Source organism: Azospirillum sp. UENF 211521 (assembly GCF_058780535.1).
Genome location: NZ_JBSNCF010000002.1, coordinates 1645715 through 1664824, shown reverse-complemented (window position 1 = coordinate 1664824; position 19110 = coordinate 1645715). Strand labels below are relative to the sequence as shown.

Sequence of the window (19110 nt, the reverse complement as noted above, 5' to 3'; positions counted from 1 at the left end):
ACCGCCCCCGGACGGGAGACAGCCATGACCCGCGACCAGCCGCCGGCCCGCAAGCCGCCGCGCCTCGTCACCGCCCAGTATCTGGAGAACGCGGCCCTGCACTATCTCCAGCGCTTCGCCAGCTCCTCGGCCAGCCTGCGCCGCGTGCTGATGCGCAAGGTCGACCGCTCCGCCCAGGCCCACGGCACCGACCCGGCGGAGGGCGCGCGCTGGGTCGAGGACCTGATCGCCCGCTACCTGCGCAGCGGCCTGCTGAACGACACGGCCTACGCCGAGATGCGGGCGGCCAGCCTGCACCGCCGCGGCACCTCGACCCGCGCCATCCGCGAAAAGCTGTCCGCCAAGGGCATCGGCCGCGACGAGGCCGACCGCGCGCTGGAGTCGCTGGACGAGGAGGTGGAGGGCGACCTGAACCTGACCGCCGCCCTGGCGCTGGCCCGCCGCCGCCGGCTCGGCCCCTACCGCCTGCCGGACAAGCGCGCGGAATTCCGCGACAAGGATCTGGCGGCGCTGGGCCGCGCCGGCTTCGCCTACGACATCGCCCGCCGGGTGGTGGACGCCGAAGACCCCGAACTCGGTGGAGTAACCCCGTCCCCGCCGCGGCCCGTTCGCCCCGCCCGGCTGTTGTTCGGCAAACGCCACCGTTTCGGGACAGCAGACATGCGCCACGCCGCCCTCGCGGGCCTCACCCTCGCCGCCGGGCTGCTGGCCCTTGCAGGCACCGCCAGCGCGCAGGACGACGAGCGCATGGCGCTGTCGTCGGAGCTGCCGATCACCGTCGAGGACGCCGCCGCCATCGAGAAGGGCAGCGTCGACGTGAAGGTCCGCGCCTTCTTCGACCGGCTGAAGGGGGACGGCGGGCGCAACCGCCTGACCTTCGACCCGGAACTCCAGGTCGGCGTCGCCAACGGCCTGGCGCTGAAGGTCAACCCCGGCTACCGCGTCGGCAACGCCGACGACGCGCAGCAGGGCGACGTCAAGCTGTCCGCCGAATACAACATCCGCGAACCCTCGCAGGGCCGGCTGGGCCTGTCGGTGGAGCCGCTGGTCAGCATCCCCTACGGGTCGGGGAGCAAGACGACGGAGGCCGGGATCACTGGGCGCCTGACCCAACCACTCGGCACCGCCGCCGGCGCGCCGCGCCTGCACGCCAACCTGTCCTGGCGGCATCTGTTCGATCCGGAGCCGGGCGAGCGCGACAACCGCTTCATCATGGCCGCCGGGATGAACGCCCCGGTCGGCCCCGCCACCGCCGTGGCCTTCGACGTGGTGCGCGAGCAGTCGCCGGAACGCGGCAAGGCCGACAATTTCGTGGAGGCCGGCGTCCGGCATCTCGTCGGCGAAGACCTCGCCGTGGGTGCCGGTGTCGGCGTCGGATTCGGCCCCGATTCGCCGCGCTACCGCCTGCTGCTGGGCGTGCAGCGATCGTTCTAGAACTCGCTGTCCGGACACGACAAAACGCGCGCAAAGCCTTTCGGCGATGCGCGCGGCACTCTCAACCGGGGTTCGGTGCAACCGAGAGTCGGAGTTGTCCTGGTGTGGGGCTCAGCACCCGGCCGCGGAGTTTGCCGTTCCGCGGTGACATCACCAGAATCGCCTGGATGCGCTCCGGCGCCTCCAGGCGGTCAGCCTCAGGCCGCGACGGCCTGCTGCTTGTCCTGGGCCTTGGCGATGCGGCGCTTCAGGCGGCGCGCTTCCAGGCTGAGGACGTCGTCCTTCGCGTCGAGCAGGAAGGCGTCGAGGCCGCCCTTGTGCTCGATCGAACGGATCGCGTTGGTGGAGATACGCAGGCGCACCATCTGACCCAGAGCGTCGCTCAGCAGCGCGGTTTCCTGCAGGTTCGGCTGGAAACGGCGGCGGGTCTTGTTGTTGGCGTGGCTGACGTTGTTGCCAAACTGCGTGCCCTTGCCGGTCACGGAGCACCGACGTGCCATCGGAGTGATCCTTTATTTTAGCAAATGAAACCCGGTCCCGGGCAGCATACCGCCCGAAGGAGGCGGCGTTATAGTCGAACAAGCGCGCGCCCGTCAAGGAAGGAAGAGACGGGCGCGCGCCGATCGACGGTCCCCGGGCCGGCGGGGACCGCGATCCGGTGGACTCACTCGGCGGCGGGAGCGGCGGCCTTCTTCTCCTCAGCCTTCGGGGCGGCCTTGGCCTCTTCCGGCTTCGGCGCGTCGGCCTTGGCGGCTTCGGCCTTGGGCGCCTCGGCCTTCACGTCCGCCTTCTTTTCCTCGACCTTCGGGGCGGCCTTCACGTCGGCCTTCGGGGCTTCCGCCTTGGGCGCCGGGGCGGGAGCCGCCTCGACCTTCGGCGTTTCGGCCTTCACCGGCTCCGCCTTCGGAGCGGGCGCCTCGGCCTTCGGGGCCTCCGCCTTGGGAGCGGCGGCCTTGACCGGAGCCTTGCGGGCCGCCGGAGCCTTCTTCGGCGCCGGGGCGCGAGCCGCCTCGGCTTTCACCTCGGCCTTCTTCTCCTCAGCCTTGGGCGCTTCGACCTTCGGAGCCTCCGCCTTCGGAGCGGGAACCGGCGCCGCGACCGGGGCGGCCACCGGAGCAGCCTTCGGAGCCGGGGCGGCCGGAGTCAGGGCCACCGGGCTGACGCCCAGTTCGGCGGCGATCTTCGAGGAGACGTCGAGGACGGTCTGCACCTGGTTGACGACGCGGGCCTGGGCGACGGTCGCCCATTCGCGCTGCACGGCGACCAGGTCGGCCGGGCTGCGCACCTTGGCGAATTCGCCGGCGAGCTGGGTCGTCTCGCCGATGCCGGCGGTGACGCCGTCGAGCAGGCGGCGGCAGCCGTCCTGCATCACGCCGGCGACGCGGGTCGTGCGGGCCGCGTAGGTCCCGGCGTTCACCTTGCCCAGCGGCGACAGGGCGAGAGGCCCATTGGTCAGGGGATTGAAGCGTTCAAACAGATCGAGAAAGTTGGCGGCCATGTCCTAAGGTCTCCCGTTGGCGACTCGACGCGGAGGCGGTGTCGGACAAGTCAACTCCGGCTCATACCCCAGGAGACTGCGGGCAAACCTCTCGCCCAAGCGCCACGGTGGCGCTCCTTTTCCGCCCACGCCACCTTATGCACGGGAGAATCGCGGCGCAACGGAAATGTTGCGGTGCAGCATACCCGAAAGGACCTACTCCACCGCGCGTCCGAGGAACTTTTCAAGCAGAACGCGTGCAGCGGCGGTGGGGGTGATGGCGCCGCCGGTGACGCGGGATTCCAGCGCCGACAGATCGGCGCGCACGGCCGGATGCCCCTTGAAGGCGTCGACCAGCGTCTCGCGGATCTCGCTCCACAGCCAGGCGCGGGCCTGCTCGGCGCGGCGCGTGGCGCGGACGCCGGACGCCTCGGTGATCGCCTTGTGCTCCCCGATGGTCTCCCACACCGAGTCGATGCCGGCTTTCGTGATGGCCGAGCAGCTCAGCACCGGCACGCGCCAGTCGCCGTGGCGCAGCAGGGTCAGGGCGTGGCGGTAGTCCGCGACGGTATGCCGCGCCGTGTTGGCGAGGTCGCCGTCCGCCTTGTTGACGACCACAAGGTCGGCCAGCTCGACGATGCCCTTCTTGATGCCCTGAAGCTCGTCGCCCCCGGCGGGCAGCAGCAGCAGCATGAACAGGTCGACCATGTCGGCCACCGCCGTCTCCGACTGGCCGACCCCCACCGTCTCCACGACGATCACGTCGAAGCCCGCCGCCTCGCAGACCAGCATGGCCTCGCGCGTGCGGCGGGCCACACCGCCCAGCGTGGCGCCGGCGGGCGACGGGCGGATGAAGGCGTTCGGTTCGCGCGACAGGTCCACCATGCGGGTCTTGTCGCCCAGGATGGAGCCGCCGGTGCGCTGCGACGACGGGTCGATGGCCAGAACCGCCACCTTGTGCCCCCCCGCGATGACGTGCTGCCCGAACGCCTCGATGAAGGTCGACTTGCCCACCCCCGGCACGCCGGAGATGCCCACCCGCACCGAGTTGCCGGTGTGGGGCAGGAGAGTCTCCAGCAGGGCGTCGGCCTGGGCGCGGTGGTCGCGCCGGGTCGATTCGATCAGCGTGATGGCGCGGGCGAGCGCGCGGCGGTCACCCCGCAGCACCGCGTCGGCGAGCGCGGCGGGGGTGGTGAGGGCGGGGGCGGGGGCGGTCGTCATGGCAGGACCCTAGCGGGCGCGGCGGGCGCGGTGAAGCCCCTCTTCGATCCGCTGCGTCGATCGGTCGGCTTCGATGAGCGTCACGCCGCCTTCGCGGCCAGCCCGTCCAGCCAGACCTCCAGCGCGGCGAACAGGCCGACCGCCGTGGCGCAGGCGGCCTGCGCCGATTCGGGCGTCTCCAGATCGCTCTCCAGCCGGGCGAGCAGCGCCCTCCACCGCCCGGCCATGTCGATCCCGGCCGAGGCCAGGAAGCGCGCCCCGCGCGTGGCGTCGAAGCCCAGCGCGCGGGTGACGTTGGGCAGCATCGCCCGCCCACCATGGGCGGAGCCGTCGAGCACGTAGCGCGCCGCCAGCCGCGCCGGCAGGCCGTCCAGCGCCGGCAACGCCGCGGCCACCGGTAATGAGTCCGCATCCACCCCCAGATCGGCGAGATCGGCGCGCAGCAGGTCCAGCCGCTCGGCCCCCTCGCCCAACGCCCTCTCAATGGGGGCGTTGAAGCCGTGCAGGGCGATCAGGGCGTTGCGATACTCCTCCACGGTGATCGTCGGGCTGGTCAGCGGGCGCAGGACCGCCGCGCGGTCCAGCCGTTCATGAATGTCGCGGGTCGCCTCGCGCAGCGCCTGCCGTACCGGTCCCAAAGAGATGCTCCGTCGTGATGATGAGGTTAAGTGGGGGCGAGGACTTCCGGAACCGGTTCCGGCCCCTGCGAGGATTCCTGCTGCCGCGCCCACAATGCGGCATAGGCGCCGCCGCGCGACAGCAGTTCCATGTGGCGTCCCCGTTCGATCACACGCCCGGCCTCCATCACCAGGATCTCGTCGGCGTCGATCACGGTGGACAGGCGGTGCGCGATCACGAGCGTGGTGCGGCCGCGGCTGACCTCGCGCAGGTTCGCCTGGATCTCCCGCTCGGTGTGGGTGTCGAGCGCCGAAGTCGCCTCGTCGAACAGCAGGATCGCCGGGTTCTTCAGGATGGTGCGGGCGATGGCGACGCGCTGCTTCTCGCCGCCGGACAGCTTCAGCCCGCGCTCCCCCACCGTGGTCTCGTAGCCGTCGGGAAGCGCCATGATGAAGTTGTGGATGTGGGCCAGCCGGGCCGCCTGCTCGACCTCCGCCGGGCTGGCGCCGGGGCGGCCGTAGGCGATGTTGTAATAGACCGTGTCGTTGAACAGCACCGTATCCTGCGGGACGATGCCGATGGCGCCGCGCAGCGATTGCTGGGTCACCTCCCGGATGTCCTGCCCGTCGATCCGGATGCCGCCGCCCGACACGTCGTAGAAGCGGAACAGCAGCCGGCCGATGGTCGATTTGCCCGCCCCGGACGGCCCGACGATGGCCACCGTCCGCCCGGCGGGCACGGTGAAGCTCACCCCCTTGAGGATCGGGCGCCGCGGGTCGTAGCCGAACTCCACCCCGTCGAAGCGCAGCTCGCCCCCCGTGATGGCCAGCGGCGGGGCGCCCGGCCGGTCGGCCACCTCGCGGTCCACCGACAGCAGCGTCACCATCGATTCCACGTCGATCAGCGCCTGCTTGATCTCGCGGTACACCACCCCGAAGAAGTTCAGCGGCTGGTAGAGCTGGAGCAGGTAGGTGTTCACCAGAACGAAGTCGCCCAGCGTCATCGTGCCGTTGACGATGCCGCGCGCCGCCATGCCCATGACCACCGCCAGCCCCAGCGAGATGATCGCCGACTGGCCGATGTTCAGCAGTGACAGGCTGCGCTGGCTCTTCACCGCCGCCTGCTCGTAGGAGGCCAGCGCCTGGTCGTAGCGCCGGGCCTCGTGCCCCTCGTTGCCGAAATACTTGACGGTCTCGTAGTTCAGCAGGCTGTCCACCGCCTTGGTGTTGGCCTTGTTGTCGGTCTCGTTCATGGCGCGGCGGAACTGGATGCGCCATTCCGACACGAAGAAGGTGTAGGCGATGTAGCTTCCCACCGTGGCGAAGGTCGCCAGCGCGAACCAGCCGTCGAACATCCGCCACAGGATCACGCAGACCAGCGTGATCTCGACCAGCGTCGGCACGATGGAGAACAGGGCGTAACGCAGCAGCGTCTCGATGGCGCGGGTGCCGCGCTCCAGCGAGCGGGTCAGGCCGCCGGTCTGCCGCTCCAGATGGAAGCGCAGCGACAGGGCGTGCAGATGCTGGAAGACCGACAGGGCGACCTTGCGGATCGTGCGCTGGGCGACGTTGGCGAACACCGCGTCGCGCAGTTCCGCGAAGACCAGCGACATCACGCGTGCCAGCCCGTAGGCGACGATCAGCCCCAGCGGGATCGTCACCAGCGCCCCGGCGTCGCCCGGCGACAGGGCGTCGACCGCCCGCTTGTAGAAGAGCGGAACCCAGACGTTCGCCACCTTGGCGCCGACCAGCAGGACCAGCGCCACGACGACGCGCAGCTTCGTCTCGAAGGAATCCTGCGGCCACAGGTAAGGGACGAGCGAGCGCAGCGCCGCCATGTCGCCGGTGCTGGACGCGGCCTCCGCATAGGACGGGGCCGGGCTGGGGTTGCTGGTGCGGCGGCGCATGGGGGAGTCCGGGAAAAGGGTCGGTTGCCAAAAGCGGCTGCCCTAACCTAGGGCCACATGCGCCGCCAACCAAGGAAGACGCGCCGTGCGCCCGCTGCATGGCGGTCGATCGGGTCTCCCCGGTGGAACGGACGGGAGACCGACTCCGAAAAATTGCACGCGGACGAATGGATAAAACCGTATTAGACTAAAAGCCTATCTCCGTCGGCGAGGGCTGCGGAGCGATTGCCGCATAGGGCCGAACGTGCTGAAAAACCTCTCCCTGACCGCCAAACTGTCCCTTCTGAACGTGCTGGGGCTGTTCATCCTGGCCATCGTGCTGACTCTGGCCTCCAGCCATGTGCTGAGCGACCGCAGCGCCGCCTCCGCGCAGGAGCAGCGGGAGCGCAGCATGGCGCTGGCCCACATGCTGCTGAAGCAGAACGGCGCCGACTACAGCATCCGCGACGGCGCGCTCTACGTCGGGTCGGTGCGGGTTGACGGCGACACCCGCATGGTCGACCAGATCCGCGAGCTGACCGGCGGTGCGGCCACGGTGTTCCGCGGCGACACCCGCGTCGCCACCACCGTGCAGAACCCCGACGGCAGCCGGGCCAACGGCACCAAGCTGGGCGCCGGGCCGGTCTTCGACAGCGTCATCACGCAGCGCAAGCCCTACCGCGGCGAGGCCGACATCCTGGGCGAGCGCTACTTCACCTCCTACGACCCGCTGCTCGACGCCTCCGGCTCGGTGGTCGGCGTTCTGTTCGTCGGGCTGAAGCGGGCCGACGTGATGAGGGTTGTGGACGAGGTGGAGCGCGCCATCCTGGTGGTGGCGCCGCTGGTCACGCTGGCCTTCGGTCTGGTCAGCTTCTTCCTGGTCCGCCGCCAGATGGGCGCGGTGCGGGCGATGAGCGCGACCATGCACGACCTCGCCGCCGACAAGCTGGACGTCGCCGTTCCCGGCCTCGACCGCGGCGACGAGATCGGGCAGATGGCCCAGGCGGTTCAGGTGTTCAAGGACAACGCCATCCAGAAGAAGGCGATGGACGAGGCCGAGCGCGCCCGCCTGGAGGCCGAACGCCGCGCCGACGAGGCGCAGCGCGCCCGCGAGGCGGCGATCGGCGAGGAGATCGCCGCGCTGATCGACGGCGTGTCGAAGGGCGACCTGTCGCGCCGCCTCGACCTTTCCGGCAAGGACGGCTTCTACCGGACCATGTCGGCGGGCATCAACCGTCTGACCGACACGGTCGAGGCGGTCATCGCCGATCTCGGCGCGGTGCTCAGCGCGCTCGCCCAGGGCGACCTCAACAAGCGGGTCGAGCGCGACTACGAGGGGGCCTTTCAGACGCTGAAGACCGACGTCAACGCCACCTCCGCCAAGCTGTCGGAGATCGTCGGCCAGATCACCCAGGCGGCGGACACCATCGCCTCGGCGGCAGGCGAGGTCTCCATCGGCTCCTCCGACCTCGCGGAGCGGACGGAGCAGCAGGCCTCCTCGCTGGAGGAGACGGCGGCGAGCATGGAGGAGCTGGGCGCCACGGTGCGCTCCAACGCCGACAACGCCCAGCGCGCCAACGGCATGGCCGCCGACGCCCGCACCGCCGCGGAGTCCGGAGGGACGGTGGCGGGCTCGGCCATCGATGCGATGAAGCGCATCGAGGCGTCGAGCCGCAAGATCACCGACATCATCGGGGTGATCGACGAGATCGCCTTCCAGACCAACCTGCTGGCGCTGAACGCGGCGGTCGAGGCGGCGCGGGCCGGCGACGCCGGCCGCGGCTTCGCCGTGGTGGCGCAGGAGGTGCGCAACCTCGCCCAGCGCTCCGCCCAGGCGTCCAAGGAGATCAAGGGGCTGATCCTGGACAGCGACGCCCAGGTGAAGGACGGGGTGGAGCTGGTCAAGAAGGCCGGCGACGCGCTGGAGGGCATCGTCTCGGGCGTCCAGCAGGTCGCCGGGCTGATCGCCGAGATGGCCTCGGCCTCGTCAGAGCAGGCGGCGGCGCTCGACGAGATCAACGCCACCGTCTCGCAAATGGACGAGATGACCCAGAAAAACGCCGCGCTCGTCGAGGAAACCACCGCGGCGGCGCAGGCCATGGCCGGTCAGGCCAACGACCTGAAGGGGCTGATCGGCTTCTTCAAGCTGGACCCGCGGGCCGTGCCGGTCGCGGTTGCGACCACCGCTTCGAGCCCGCGGCACGTCGCGCCGGTGGCGCGTCCGGCCGCTTCGGCGTCCCGCCCGACCCGCGCAGCGGCCCATTCGGGCGCCGCGCTCAAGCGCAACGTCAGCGAGGACGACGACTGGAAGGAGTTCTGAGCGTTTTCGTCAGGTCATGCGGACGCTGACGTTGCCCCCTCCCTAACCCTCCCCCTCTTCGAGGTGGAGGGGACGGATGCCGCTTCGCAGAAGGCACCCTCTCCCTCGAAGAGGGGGAGGGCCGGGGTGGGGGCAAGCCGCACCCCCCGCCTCAATTCGCGATCGGCGTCGCCTCGATCTTGCGGCGCGGGGCGGCCTTGATCGAGGGGCCGGCGTTGTCCTCCGGCTTGGCGACGGTGGTCGTCGTGCCGCGGGCGGCCTGGACGGGCGCGCTGCCGCGCAGGCGCAGCAGATGCATCCGCACATAGGCGGTCGATCCCACCGCCTGCACCGCCACCCAGTCGGTGCCGCGGGCACGGCCCAGCACCTTCAAAGGCTGGCCGGGCGGGAAGGTGGCAATGATGGGCGCGCTGTTGCTCGGCTGCGAGCGCAGCGCGGTGGTCTTGTCGGTTTCCCACTCGCCAGAGACGGTGTCGAGTCCGGCCGGGGAGGCGCTGGCGGTCCCCTGCACCACGGGTGCGCGGTTGGTCCGCTCACCCGTCTGGCAGGCGGTCAGCATCATCGCGCAGGCCACGGCGAGGGAGACGGGAACGAGGCGCAGACGTCTGGTCATCACGGACTCGGTTGGGTAGCCCTTTCGATCGGGCGACCATACAGGATGCGCCCCCACCCGCGCCACAGCGCCGCGGCAGAACGGCTATGCACTGTTTGTGGCAGGAAAGTGGCGCCGGCCCTTACGCCCAACGCCTAGGCGAGGACGCCCAACTGCCAGACGAAGAAGACGCCCAGCGCCACGGCGATGGTGAGGAGCTGCTTACCCGTCACCACGCAGGCGAGAACCGCAGCCAGCGCGCCGACCAGCTGCGGGTTCCTCCAGGTCAGTTCCAGCCCCTCGCCGTTCGGCGACAGGATCATCGGCACGATGATGGCGGTCAGCACCGTCACCGGGACGAAGCCCAGCGCCTGCTTCAGCAGCGGCGGGAAGACCACGCGGTCGCCCAGCACGAAAAGCGCCGCCTTGACGAAGACGGTGACCGCCGCCATGCCCAGGATCATGACGGTGTTGGTCAGGACGGTCCCGGTCATGCCGCTTCCTCCTCCCGCCGGCCGGCCTCCAGCCCGCCGGAGCGCCAGCGCTGCAGGGCCATCCCGACGGCGACGCCGGCCACCACGGCGGCCATCAGCCCCAGCTTGTAGGGCACGTCCTGCCCCAGATAGGCCACGGCGCCCGCCGCCACCGCCGCCGCGAAGTTGGGCAGGCTGGCAAGCTGCGGCACGACGATGGCGATGAAGGTGGCGACCATCGCGAAGTCGAGCCCCAGCGACTGGAGCTGCGGGAAGGCCGCGCCGAACAGCAGGCCGACCAGGGTCCAGAATTGCCAGTTCGCGTACATCGACAGGCAGGAGCCCAGGAAGTACCAGTGCCCGAGCGGCGCCCGCGGGTGCCGCGCGTAATAGCCGGCCATCACCGCGAAGGTCTCGTCCGTCAGGAAGAAGCCCAGCGTCCAGCGCCAGCGCGCCGGCAGATGGGCGACGTGCGGCAGCAGCGTGGCGGCGTAGAGGGCGTGGCGCAGGTTCACGATCAGCGTGGTCAGCCAGATCACCGCCAGCCCGGCGTGCCCGGCCACCAGACCCAGCGCGATGAACTGGCTGGACCCCGCATAAACCGACAGGGACATCAGCTGCCCCTGCCACGCCGCCAGCGGCCCGGCGGCCACCAGCGTGCCGAAGATCACCCCGAAGGGCGCCGCGCCGATGACCATCGGCAGGGTGTCGCGGGCGCCGGCGGCGAAGCTGGATCGTCTGGTCATGATCGTTCTGATGCGTCTTCTTGAACCGTTCCTTGGAACAGCGTCGGGTTGCGGACCATAGCGCTGCGACGAGCACGCCGCCCGCCTTTTATTGTCCGGGAGACAAGTCCATCCATTCTGCCCCGCGCAAAATGCCGCATGCGAACGAATGATGAAAAATTCCCGTATTTAGGGTATTTCTTCGCCACCCTCGCACCCGCCGCACCTGCCGTGGAGCCCATTCGCGTGAAGGTACCGTTCAACAACAAGGCCCGTTGGATCGACGATGCCATCTGGCATCAGATCCACCGTCTGAAGATCGAGCCGCGGCGCAAGCTCGCCGCGTCGCTGGTCGCGCCCTTCCGGCCGCGCACCCCCGGCTTCACGCCATCCGAACGGGCGTTGAGCCTGAAGACCCAGTTGGAGACACGCGGCTACACCGAGGCGTTCCGCCTGATGACCGACGAGCAGGTCGCGGCGATGCGGCGCTACTTCGAGGAACAGCCCTGCTTCGATGGCGGCCACCGGCAATATGGCTCCTTCACCATCGACAAGGTGCCGTCACCGGACATCCAGATGGCCCGCTATGTGGAGGAGCAGTTCCTCGCCGCTCCTCACCTGCTGGACACCATCGACCACCCGCTCGTCCTGGAGGTCGCGGAGGCGTTCCATGGCTGCAAGCCGACCATCGACGGCATGTCGGTCTGGTGGTCGCTGGCCCGGCCCAACCCGCGGATCAGCACGCAGAACTATCACCGGGACTACAATCAGGTCCGTCATTTCAAGATGTTCCTGTATCTGACGGACACCGACATGGGCGGCGGGCCGCACATCTACGTCCCAGCCTCCCAGCACGGGCAGGAGCTTCTGGAGCGGCGCAATCATTCCGACGCCGAGGTCGAGGCAGTCTACGGCGCGTCGGCGCCCGTCGCGCTGACCGGGCGGGCGGGCGACTGCTTCCTGGCCGACAACAGCGGGATGCACAAGGCTCTCCAGCCGACGCACAGCGACCGGCTGATCGTCGTCACCGAATACACGCTGCTGCGCAACCGCTTCGGTCCGCTCCAGCCGGTGCTGCCGAATCCGGACCGCCGTTACGACCCCTACATCAACCGGGTCTATCTGCGGAGTTAACGATTCCGATGGGGCCGGCGTGCCGGGGGAGGGCTTTCCATCCGCTCGCCTTTCCGGCAGGCTGGTCCCATGAAACCCGATTCCTGCTTCGAGTTTCCCGTCCACACGGCGGGGGAGCGTGCGGCGGACGCGGTCATCCACGCCATCGGCGTGATCGCCGGCCTGATCGGCGCGTCCTGGCTGCTGGCCGTGACGGCGGGCCATGTTTCCGCGACCGAGATGGTGTCGCTGGCGGCCTACGGCGCCGGGCTGGTCGGCATGCTGAGCGCGTCGGCCGCCTACAACCTGGCCCAGCCGGGCCGGCGCAAGGCGGTGCTGCGGCGAGTCGACCACGCGATGATCTATGTGATGATCGCCGGCAGCTACACCCCTTTCACCCTGAACCGGCTGGACGGCGCCGCGGGACTCCCGCTGGGCGTCGCGGTGTGGGTGGTGGCGCTGGGCGGGGTGACGCTGAAGCTGTTCGCCTCCTGGCGGTACGAACGGCTGGGCTTCGTGCTCTATCTCGGGCTCGGCTGGGCCATCCTGTCGGTGGCCGAACCGCTGTGGCGGTCGCTGTCGCCGACGACGCTGCTTCTGCTGGCGGTCGGCGGGGTGGTCTACACGGTGGGGGCCTTCATCCACACGCTGGACCGCCTGCCCTACAACATTCCGGTCTGGCACGCGCTGGTCATCGTGGCGGCTTCCTGCCACTTCGCCGCGGTGGCCCGGGAGTTCGTGGTGACGTGACGGGCGAGGGGCCTCGCGAAAGGCCCCCGCCCGCATCATCAATGCACACCCATCAATGAACCGTGGTCACCGGCTGCGTCGCCGCGCTGCGCACCTGGGCGGAGACGGGCAGGCCGTTGATGGTCAGCTCGCCGCCTTCCGCCCCCACCTTGACCGTCTGGCCGTCGGCGACGCGGCCCTCCAGGATCATGGTGGCCAGCGGGTTCTGCAGCTCCCGCTGGATCACCCGCTTCAGCGGGCGCGCGCCGTAGACCGGGTCGTAGCCGGCCTCGGCCAGCCACTGCGTCGCCGCCTCGTCCACCTCCAGCGTGATGTCGCGATCGGCGAGCATGCGGACCAGCCGGCCGAGCTGGATCGTCACGATCCCGCCCATGTGGCTGCGGTCCAGACGGTGGAACAGCAGGATCTCGTCCAGCCGGTTCAGGAACTCCGGCCGGAAATGGGCGCGGACCACCTCCATCACCTCGTCGCGCACGGCGCCGCTGTCCTGGCCTTCCGGCTGGGCCGCCAGCACCTCGGAGCCGAGGTTCGAGGTCATGATGATGACCACGTTGCGGAAATCCACCGTCCGCCCCTGCCCGTCGGTCAGGCGCCCGTCGTCGAGCACCTGGAGCAGCACGTTGAAGACGTCCGGGTGGGCCTTCTCGACCTCGTCGAACAGCACGACCTGATAGGGCCGGCGGCGCACCGCCTCGGTCAGCGCCCCGCCCTCCTCATAGCCGACATAGCCCGGAGGCGCGCCGATCATGCGGGCGACGGAGTGCTTCTCCATGTATTCCGACATGTCGAGCCGGACCATCGCCGTCTCGTCGTCGAACAGGAACTCGGCCAACGCCTTGGTCAGCTCGGTCTTGCCGACGCCGGTCGGGCCGAGGAACAGGAAGGAGCCGATCGGCCGGTTGGGGTCCTGCAGGCCGGCGCGGGCGCGGCGGACGGCGTTGGAGACCGCCACGATGGCCTCGTCCTGCCCGATCACGCGGGTCTTCAGGCGGGTTTCCATCGCCAGCAGCTTCTCCCGCTCGCCGGCCAGCATCTTGTCCACCGGCACGCCGGTCCAGCGGCTGACCACGGCGGCGATGTCGCTGTCGCGCACCTCCTCGTTCAGCATGCGGTTGGCGGCGTGGGCCTCCGCCTCCTTCAGACGCTTCTCCAGGTCGGGGATGACGCCGTAGGCCAGCTCGCCGGCCCGTCCCCAATTGCCGTCGCGCTGGGCCTGCTCCAGCTCGGTGCGGGCCTTCTCCAGATCCTCCTTGATCTTCTGCGCACCCTGGAGCTGGTCCTTCTCGGCCTGCCACTTGGCGGTCAGCTCGGCGGATTCCTGCTCCAGGTCGGCCAGCTCGCCTTCCAGATTGGCAAGCCGGGCGCGCGAGGCCTCGTCGGACTCGCGCTTCAGCGCCTCCCGCTCGATCTTCAGCTGGATGATGCGGCGGTCCAGCTCGTCGATGTTCTCCGGCTTGCTGTCCACGGCCATGCGCAGGCGGCTCGCCGCCTCGTCGATCAGGTCGATGGCCTTGTCGGGCAGGAAGCGGTCGGTGATGTAGCGGTTCGACAGGGTTGCCGCCGACACGATGGCCGCGTCGGTGATGCGCACGCCGTGGTGCACCTCGTAGCGCTCCTTCAGGCCGCGCAGGATGGAGATGGTGTCCTCCACCGTCGGCTCGGGCACGAAGACGGGCTGGAAGCGGCGAGCCAGCGCCGCGTCCTTCTCGATGTGCTTGCGGTACTCGTCCAGCGTGGTCGCGCCGACGCAATGCAGCTCGCCGCGCGCCAGCGCCGGCTTCAGCATGTTGGAGGCGTCCATGGCGCCGTCCGCCTTGCCGGCGCCGACCAGCGTGTGCAGCTCGTCGATGAAGACGATGATCTCGCCCGCCGCCGCCTGGATTTCCTGGAGCACGGCCTTCAGCCGCTCCTCGAACTCGCCGCGGTATTTGGCGCCGGCCACCATGCCGGCGAGGTCGAGCGACAGCAGCTTCTTGTTCTTCAGCCCTTCCGGCACGTCGCCCTTGACGATGCGCTGGGCGAGTCCCTCGACGATGGCGGTCTTGCCGACGCCCGGCTCGCCGATCAGGACGGGGTTGTTCTTGGTGCGCCGCGCCAGCACCTGGATGGTGCGGCGGATTTCCTCGTCGCGCCCGATGACGGGGTCGAGCTTGCCCTCGCGCGCCAACTCGGTCAGGTCGCGGGCGTATTTCTTCAGCGCGTCGTAGCCCTGCTCGGCGCTGGCGGTGTCGGCGGTGCGGCCCTTGCGCACCTCGTTGATCGCGGTGTTCAGCGCCTGCGGGGTGACGCCCGCGCGCTTCAGAACCGCGGCGGACGGCGTGCCGTCGGCCATGGCGAGCGCCAGCAGGATGCGCTCCGCCGTGACGTAGCTGTCGCCGGCCTTCTTAGCGACCGTCTCGGCCTGCTCGAACACGCGGGACAGTTCCGGCGTCAGATACACCTGCCCGGCGCCGGCGCCTTCCACCTTGGGCTGCTTGTCCAGTTCGGCGTCCACGCCCGACAGCGCCAGGGCGGGGTCGCCGCCGGCCGCCCGGATCAGGTTGGCGGCCAAGCCTTCCTTGTCGTCCAGAAGGGTCTTCAGCAGATGTTCCGGCGTCAGCCGCTGGTGGCCGCGCCGCAGGGCCAGGGTCTGCGCCGCCTGCACGAAGCCTCGGCTGCGCTCGGTGTATTTTTCGAAGTCCATAATGTGCTCCCTTCATCGCCGACCGTCCGCGAGGCAGCCCGGTCAGTCCGATCCACGTTACCAGTGCGATCCGCAAGGATGCATGCGTCGCCGTAGATGTGGGAGAGGCCCATCCGTATGCAAGACCCCCCGGTACGCGTGGTTATTGCTTTTGTCGGACCCGCGCCGAAAGGGTGGCTTTCCGCGGCCCGCCGGAAAGGGCTAGGGTTTTCGTCCAAAGCCACGGAATGCCTTTTTCATGACGGCGACGCCCACCAGCACCCCGCGCAACCCCTCGCCCACGACCCTGCGGCCCGCCCTGACCACCCCCCTGATGCGGCTGGCCTGGCACGGCCGCAACATGTGGCATTGGGTGGCGCGCCCGCTGACCATGGGGGTGCGGGGGATCATCCTGGACAACTCGGCCCCTGGGGGCGGCACGGCCTCGGTCCTGCTGATCCGGCACAGCTACGTCGGCGGCTGGCATTTTCCGGGCGGCGGGGTCGGAAAAGGCGAGACTTTGGTGGAGGCGATGCGCCGTGAGGTGCGGGAGGAGGTCGGGTTGACCGTGGAGAGCGGCCCGCAGCCCTTCGGCGTCTACGCCCGCTTCCGGCACGGCGCGAGCGACCATGTGGCGGTCTTCGTCGCGCGCGGATGGTCGGGAACGCTCCAGGCCGACGGGGTGGAGATCCTGGAGGCGCGCTTCTTCCCGCTGGACCGACTGCCGGAGGACACCTCCCCCGCGACGCGGCGGCGAATCGCCGAGTTCCAGGGTCGGGAGCCTTTGGCCGAGCGCTGGTAACGGTTTTCGATTGCGACGGTTGACAGAAGCGAACCGGTCCCACCATTGTGCGATGCAATGCCCGCGACCGTCGCCGCCATACGCCGTTACCCCGTGAAGGGGCTGAGCGGCCAGGATCTTCCCGCCGTTGACCTCGTCACCGGCCAACCCATCCCCTTTGACCGGCGCTTCGGCCTGCTGCACGGCCCGGCCGCCCTGACCCCGGATGTCGAGGGCTGGCGCCCGAACGAGGATTTCTTCACGCTCGACCGGAACGAGAAGCTGGCGCTGCTCGATTCCGAGTTCGACGAGGCCACCCAGTCGCTGATCATCCGGCGCGGTGGCAAGCAGGTGTCGCGCGGGCGTCTGGACCAGCCGATGGGCCGGATGCTGGTGGAGCAGTTCTTCGCCGCCTATCTGGCCGGCGCCGCTCCCGGCCTGCCCAAGCTGGCCGAGGCCAGGAACCCGGCGCAGGGCGGCGGTTTCTCCTTCACCGACCGGGAAGAGGCCGCGGTCTCCATCCTCAATCTCGCCAGCGTGCGCGATCTGGAGGAGCGGGTGGCCAAGCAGCCGGTCGACCCGCGGCGCTTCCGCGCCAACCTGATGATCGACGGGCTGGAGCCCTGGGTGGAACGCCAATGGATCGGCGCGCTGCTGATCGTCGGCGAGGTCACGCTGCGCATCTGCGACCACAAGGATTGCCGGCCGTCCAGCGAGGTCAACCCGGCGACCGGTGCGCGCGACCTCAACACGCTCCCCATTCTGGAGCGCGGTTACGACCACACGCAGTGTGGAGTTTATGCCCGGGTGGTGCATGGGGGCCGGATCGCGGTGGGCGACCCGGTGGCGCTGGCCGACGACCTGCCGGCCTGAAAAAACCCGCAATCCTGAACACTGTCAGGCCTGAAACCCGTCAGGCCTGAAGCCGGAACTCCCCGGCCTCAGGACCGATGGTCATCAAACGGACGGTCAGGCGCTCATCGGGGTGCGTTCGTCGGCGGCCGTCTCGGACTCGTCGCCCATCTCGCCACCGTCCTCGTCCTCCGCCGAACCGCCCAGGCTGGGCTGCGGGCCAAGGCCCGCGGCGCCGACGTTGCCGCGCTGGCGGTTCTCGGATTCCTGGATCTGGTTGATGATGCGGAAATAATGCTCCGCATGCTGAAGGTAGTTTTCGGCCTGGACGCGGTCGCCGGACGAGGAGGCGTCGCGGGCCAGCGCCAGATACTTTTCATGGACCTGCCACGCGTTGCCGCGGATGCGCACGTCCGGACCATTGCTGTCGAAGGTCTGGTGACGCAGCGGAACGTTCTGCCGGCGGTTGCCGCCGCCACCTCCGCCGCCGCCACCTCCGCCACCACCGCCGCCGTTGCCACGACCGCGCGAGCGCCTGGAGTTCGGTCCTTGTCTCATTTGGCTCTTATGGCCCCATGTAAGAGAAGTGCAATCCCGCAAACGCCCTGGCTGACCATCCGGTCGCCGGGCCCGCCGCGGAACCAACCGCGGATGGGTCGCAGGGATCAAATCGACGCGCCCAACCGATCAACCGGTCTGCCTTCTCGGACGTCCGCCCAACCGCGCGGGGTTTCCGGAGGCCATGGGTACGCCCTGGGATGATCGTCCCCGGGCCATCGTCGTCCTTGCACCCTACTGGGGACCGCGCGTCAATCCAACCTTTTTTTTGGGGGGATGGGGCGAAATCACGGCCGCTTCCGCCCCAGGACGCAGCGTTCCACGCCGCCCAGGTCGCGCAAGACGCCTGCCGGCTCCAGCCCCGCGGCGGCCAGCAGCCCGGCCACGTCCGCCGCCTGCCCCTGCCCGACCTCCAGCCCGGCCAGACCACCCGGCCGGAGCAGGTCGGGCAACTGCGCAGCGATGATCCGGTAGGCATCCAGCCCATCGGCACCACCGTCCAGCGCCCGCAGCGGGTCGTGCTCCCGCACTTCCGGATCGAGCGCGGCGATGTCGGCGCTGGGGATGTAGGGCGGGTTGGAAACGACAACGGCGAACCGCTCGGCCAGCCCGGCACCCCAGTTGCCGGTCTGGAAGCGCGCCCGCTCCGCCAGCCCGTTGCGCGCCGCGTTCTCGGTGGCGGCGGCCACCGCGCCGGGGCTGAGATCGACGCCGAGGCCGCTGGCGTTGGGCAGTTCCGCCAGCAGGGCGAGCAGGATGCAGCCGGTGCCGGTGCCGAGGTCGAGCAGCCGCAGCGGCGCGCTCCGGTCCGGCAGCGCCTTCAGCACCGCCTCGACCAGCGTCTCGGTGTCGGGCCGGGGTTCCAGCGTGTCGGGGTTGAGAGCGAGGTCGATCGTCCAGAAATCGCGATGGCCGAGGATGCGCCCCACCGGCTCCCGCGCCGCCCGCCGCTCGACCAGGGCGAGGAGGCGCGCGGCGTCTGATTCGGGCACGGGGTCGTTGGCCCGGGTGAACAGGTCGTGGCGGGTGAGACCCAGCGCGTGCTCGACGAGCAGGCGCGCGTCGAGGTCGGGCGTGTCCACCCCGGCCTCGCGCAGGCGGGCCTCGGCGGTGCGGCGGAGTTGGTGAAGCGTGATGGTCATGGCCCCCTCCCCAGCCCTCCCCCGCCATAGGCGGTGGAGGGAGCTTGAACGCTGCGTCGCTTTGTCCCCTCCACCGCGCAGCGGGGGAGGGTTAGGGAGGGGGCAAGAGGTTGCCCGCCATGCCCCGCATCAAGGAAGACACGCGCGACCGCGCCCGAACCATGCGCCATGTCCCGACCGACGCGGAGCGCAAGCTTTGGGCGATTGTGCGGCGGCGCCAGATTGGTGGATGGTACTTTCGGCGTCAGCACCCGATCCCTCCCTACATCGCCGATTTCGCCTGCGTCGAAGCGCGGCTGGTGGTCGAGACGGACGGTGGCCAGCACGCTGACTCGGCCTACAACTCCATTCGGGACGAGCATCTGCGGCACCATGGCTGGCGGGTCCTACGCTTCTGGAACAACGACGTGCTGAACAACCCGGAGGGGGTGGCCCGCATCATCGGCGAGGCGCTCGGCCCCCTCCCCGACCCTCCCCCGCCGTTGGCGGGGGAGGGAGATTAGACCG

General features: G+C 69.8%; 18 protein-coding genes. 7 read left to right on the top strand and 11 right to left on the bottom strand.

Features of this window, described 5'->3' with window-relative positions; genetic code table 11:
* Window positions 1–24 precede the first annotated feature (24 nt).
* Entirely contained in the window at window positions 25–1434 is a 1410-nt protein-coding gene (locus ACWPN5_RS24295) for a regulatory protein RecX (RefSeq protein ID WP_492297838.1), read from the top strand.
* A 197-nt stretch (window positions 1435–1631) separates the two neighbouring features.
* Here ACWPN5_RS24295 and rpmB read toward each other — a convergent pair whose 3' ends face one another.
* The 5 genes from rpmB to ACWPN5_RS24270 form a co-directional block, all read right to left on the bottom strand.
* Window positions 1632–1934: a 50S ribosomal protein L28 gene (gene rpmB / locus ACWPN5_RS24290; RefSeq protein ID WP_014198082.1), complete on the bottom strand. Its 303-nt coding sequence runs from the start codon at window positions 1932–1934 to the stop codon at window positions 1632–1634.
* A gap of 164 nt (window positions 1935–2098) precedes the next feature.
* Window positions 2099–2932: a phasin family protein gene (locus ACWPN5_RS24285; RefSeq protein WP_492297836.1), complete on the bottom strand. Its 834-nt coding sequence runs from the start codon at window positions 2930–2932 to the stop codon at window positions 2099–2101.
* A gap of 195 nt (window positions 2933–3127) precedes the next feature.
* A complete protein-coding gene (gene meaB / locus ACWPN5_RS24280; RefSeq protein WP_145689229.1) occupies window positions 3128–4132 on the bottom strand; it encodes a methylmalonyl Co-A mutase-associated GTPase MeaB in 1005 nt (334 codons plus the stop codon).
* An 80-nt stretch (window positions 4133–4212) separates the two neighbouring features.
* A complete protein-coding gene (locus tag ACWPN5_RS24275; protein WP_492297834.1) occupies window positions 4213–4770 on the bottom strand; it encodes a biliverdin-producing heme oxygenase in 558 nt (185 codons plus the stop codon).
* A 26-nt stretch (window positions 4771–4796) separates the two neighbouring features.
* Complete coding sequence (locus tag ACWPN5_RS24270; RefSeq protein WP_492297832.1) at window positions 4797–6656, bottom strand: ABCB family ABC transporter ATP-binding protein/permease; 1860 nt, start codon at window positions 6654–6656, stop codon at window positions 4797–4799.
* A gap of 244 nt (window positions 6657–6900) precedes the next feature.
* On the opposite strand from ACWPN5_RS24270, the gene ACWPN5_RS24265 reads away from it, so the two are divergent.
* Entirely contained in the window at window positions 6901–8955 is a 2055-nt protein-coding gene (locus ACWPN5_RS24265; protein ID WP_492297830.1) for a methyl-accepting chemotaxis protein, read from the top strand.
* 151 nt (window positions 8956–9106) lie between these two features.
* Here ACWPN5_RS24265 and ACWPN5_RS24260 read toward each other — a convergent pair whose 3' ends face one another.
* From ACWPN5_RS24260 to ACWPN5_RS24250, 3 genes are all read right to left on the bottom strand, one after another.
* A complete protein-coding gene (locus ACWPN5_RS24260; protein WP_492297829.1) occupies window positions 9107–9568 on the bottom strand; it encodes an SH3 domain-containing protein in 462 nt (153 codons plus the stop codon).
* A gap of 134 nt (window positions 9569–9702) precedes the next feature.
* Window positions 9703–10041: an AzlD domain-containing protein gene (locus tag ACWPN5_RS24255; RefSeq protein ID WP_200479606.1), complete on the bottom strand. Its 339-nt coding sequence runs from the start codon at window positions 10039–10041 to the stop codon at window positions 9703–9705.
* Window positions 10038–10766, bottom strand: a complete 729-nt coding sequence (locus ACWPN5_RS24250) for an AzlC family ABC transporter permease (RefSeq protein WP_137141607.1) — start codon at window positions 10764–10766, stop codon at window positions 10038–10040. The genes ACWPN5_RS24255 and ACWPN5_RS24250 overlap by 4 nt, the downstream gene beginning before the upstream one ends.
* A 225-nt stretch (window positions 10767–10991) precedes the next feature.
* Between ACWPN5_RS24250 and ACWPN5_RS24245 the strand changes: the two genes are divergently transcribed.
* Entirely contained in the window at window positions 10992–11879 is an 888-nt protein-coding gene (locus tag ACWPN5_RS24245) for a phytanoyl-CoA dioxygenase family protein (RefSeq protein WP_492297827.1), read from the top strand.
* Between the two features lie 69 nt (window positions 11880–11948).
* Entirely contained in the window at window positions 11949–12608 is a 660-nt protein-coding gene (gene trhA, locus ACWPN5_RS24240) for a PAQR family membrane homeostasis protein TrhA (RefSeq protein WP_492297825.1), read from the top strand.
* Between the two features lie 52 nt (window positions 12609–12660).
* Here the strand turns inward: trhA and clpB are convergent, their stop codons facing one another.
* Window positions 12661–15291 (bottom strand): ATP-dependent chaperone ClpB, encoded by a 2631-nt coding sequence (gene clpB, locus ACWPN5_RS24235; RefSeq protein WP_492297823.1) that lies wholly within the window; start codon window positions 15289–15291, stop codon window positions 12661–12663.
* Between the two features lie 238 nt (window positions 15292–15529).
* Between clpB and ACWPN5_RS24230 the strand changes: the two genes are divergently transcribed.
* Window positions 15530–16072: an NUDIX domain-containing protein gene (locus tag ACWPN5_RS24230; RefSeq protein WP_492297821.1), complete on the top strand. Its 543-nt coding sequence runs from the start codon at window positions 15530–15532 to the stop codon at window positions 16070–16072.
* Window positions 16073–16129: 57 nt separating this feature from the next.
* Entirely contained in the window at window positions 16130–16924 is a 795-nt protein-coding gene (locus ACWPN5_RS24225; RefSeq protein ID WP_200479607.1) for an MOSC domain-containing protein, read from the top strand.
* A gap of 96 nt (window positions 16925–17020) precedes the next feature.
* On the opposite strand, the gene ACWPN5_RS24220 is transcribed toward ACWPN5_RS24225, so the two are convergent.
* Both ACWPN5_RS24220 and prmC read right to left on the bottom strand, forming a co-directional pair.
* The gene (locus ACWPN5_RS24220; RefSeq protein ID WP_145689219.1) at window positions 17021–17461 is read right to left on the bottom strand and encodes a DUF4167 domain-containing protein; all 441 of its coding nucleotides are present in this window, start codon (window positions 17459–17461) and stop codon (window positions 17021–17023) included.
* 287 nt (window positions 17462–17748) lie between these two features.
* Entirely contained in the window at window positions 17749–18603 is an 855-nt protein-coding gene (gene prmC, locus ACWPN5_RS24215; RefSeq protein WP_492297819.1) for a peptide chain release factor N(5)-glutamine methyltransferase, read from the bottom strand.
* Between the two features lie 119 nt (window positions 18604–18722).
* Between prmC and ACWPN5_RS24210 the strand changes: the two genes are divergently transcribed.
* Window positions 18723–19106: an endonuclease domain-containing protein gene (locus ACWPN5_RS24210; protein WP_492297817.1), complete on the top strand. Its 384-nt coding sequence runs from the start codon at window positions 18723–18725 to the stop codon at window positions 19104–19106.
* The last annotated feature ends 4 nt before the right edge of the window (window positions 19107–19110 follow it).

Coding starts and splice junctions, on each gene's coding strand:
- ACWPN5_RS24295 (WP_492297838.1), top strand. CDS start 25: ATGACCCGCGACCAGCCGCCGGCCCGCAAGCCGCCGCGCCTCGTCACC.
- rpmB (WP_014198082.1), bottom strand. CDS start 1,934: ATGGCACGTCGGTGCTCCGTGACCGGCAAGGGCACGCAGTTTGGCAAC.
- ACWPN5_RS24285 (WP_492297836.1), bottom strand. CDS start 2,932: ATGGCCGCCAACTTTCTCGATCTGTTTGAACGCTTCAATCCCCTGACC.
- meaB (WP_145689229.1), bottom strand. CDS start 4,132: ATGACGACCGCCCCCGCCCCCGCCCTCACCACCCCCGCCGCGCTCGCC.
- ACWPN5_RS24270 (WP_492297832.1), bottom strand. CDS start 6,656: ATGCGCCGCCGCACCAGCAACCCCAGCCCGGCCCCGTCCTATGCGGAG.
- ACWPN5_RS24260 (WP_492297829.1), bottom strand. CDS start 9,568: ATGACCAGACGTCTGCGCCTCGTTCCCGTCTCCCTCGCCGTGGCCTGC.
- ACWPN5_RS24255 (WP_200479606.1), bottom strand. CDS start 10,041: ATGACCGGGACCGTCCTGACCAACACCGTCATGATCCTGGGCATGGCG.
- ACWPN5_RS24250 (WP_137141607.1), bottom strand. CDS start 10,766: ATGACCAGACGATCCAGCTTCGCCGCCGGCGCCCGCGACACCCTGCCG.
- trhA (WP_492297825.1), top strand. CDS start 11,949: ATGAAACCCGATTCCTGCTTCGAGTTTCCCGTCCACACGGCGGGGGAG.
- clpB (WP_492297823.1), bottom strand. CDS start 15,291: ATGGACTTCGAAAAATACACCGAGCGCAGCCGAGGCTTCGTGCAGGCG.
- ACWPN5_RS24230 (WP_492297821.1), top strand. CDS start 15,530: ATGACGGCGACGCCCACCAGCACCCCGCGCAACCCCTCGCCCACGACC.
- ACWPN5_RS24225 (WP_200479607.1), top strand. CDS start 16,130: ATGCCCGCGACCGTCGCCGCCATACGCCGTTACCCCGTGAAGGGGCTG.
- ACWPN5_RS24220 (WP_145689219.1), bottom strand. CDS start 17,461: ATGAGACAAGGACCGAACTCCAGGCGCTCGCGCGGTCGTGGCAACGGC.
- prmC (WP_492297819.1), bottom strand. CDS start 18,603: ATGACCATCACGCTTCACCAACTCCGCCGCACCGCCGAGGCCCGCCTG.
- ACWPN5_RS24210 (WP_492297817.1), top strand. CDS start 18,723: ATGCCCCGCATCAAGGAAGACACGCGCGACCGCGCCCGAACCATGCGC.